This window comes from Streptomyces phytophilus (assembly GCF_013870535.1).
Classification (GTDB): Bacteria; Actinomycetota; Actinomycetes; order Streptomycetales; family Streptomycetaceae; genus Streptomyces; species Streptomyces phytophilus.
Genome location: NZ_JACBXC010001732.1, coordinates 1 through 1,013 on the forward strand (window position 1 = coordinate 1; position 1,013 = coordinate 1,013).

1 protein-coding gene and 1 pseudogene are annotated in these 1,013 nt (G+C 73.0%); both read left to right on the forward strand.

What is annotated here, in order from left to right:
• The coding region (locus H5J30_RS35585; RefSeq protein ID WP_220189658.1) for a beta-xylosidase family glycoside hydrolase at nucleotides 1–585 on the forward strand (585 nt) is incomplete at its 5' end.
• A gap of 144 nt (nucleotides 586–729) precedes the next feature.
• A pseudogene (locus H5J30_RS35590) lies at nucleotides 730–1,013 on the forward strand (phosphodiester glycosidase family protein); the annotation flags it as partial.

Consider the following 1,013-nt stretch of genomic DNA (forward strand, 5'->3'; position numbering starts at 1 on the left):
CCGTGGCGGTGGCTGCGCGGCCCCGCGCCCGGCGTGACCGCGGACGGCTCGAACCTGGTGTGGCCCACGCAGAACGGCGAGCTGCACCTGAACAGCAACAGCGCCTCCGTGCTGCTGCGCGACGCCCCGGAGGGCGACTACACCGTCACGACGAAGGTCGACTTCGACCCCGCGCAGCCCAACCAGCAGGCCGGGCTGGTCCTCTACGCCGACGACGACAAGTACTTCAAGATGACCCACTCCGCTCTTCCGCTGAACCGCGGCGGCGGCACGGTCCTCGACGTCAGCGAGTTCGGCAAGGAAGGCGAACGCCCCACCACCTCGCCCCCGACGCCCGTGGCCGTCGCGCCCATGTTCGGCGGCCCCACCGCCGACACCATGTGGCTGCGGCTGTCGTACCACCACGACGGCGACAACGGCGAGCACGAGGTGCGCGCGGCCACCAGCCGCGACGGCCGCACCTGGGTCCACAACGGCGTCTGGACGCTGCCCGGCGACGAGCGGCTGCGGATCGGGCTGGTGTCGATGAACAAGGAAGGAGCGGTCGCGAAGTTCGACTACGTACGCACCCACCGGAGCCGCTGACCGCGGAGTACTTGCCTCCGACGTCTTGACGGCGGTCTCGATCACGCTCACCGTTGCTGAGGCTGGTCCACCGGCCCCGCCGGCACCCCCGGTGCCGGCGGGGCCGCCTCGTGCGTCCCCCGTACGTCACCTCGGAGAGTCCCTGTGAACAGCAAACTGCTCGGCGCGGGCACGGTCCTGGCGCTCCTCGCCTCCGTCGCGGCGATGCCGTCGTCGTCCGCGTCGTCCGCACCCGCCTCCCCGGCCGCCGCGCCCTCGCCCCTGCCCCTGGGCGACCCGGACCTGACCGAGACGAGGACCACCGAGACGCTGCGGCCCGGCGTCACTCTCACCCGCATCGTCCGCGGCGCCGGCAGCCCGCAACTGCCCTGGACCGTCGAGGTGTCCATCCCCGGCGGCACCGGATCGCCCGACCCCGACGCACCGCC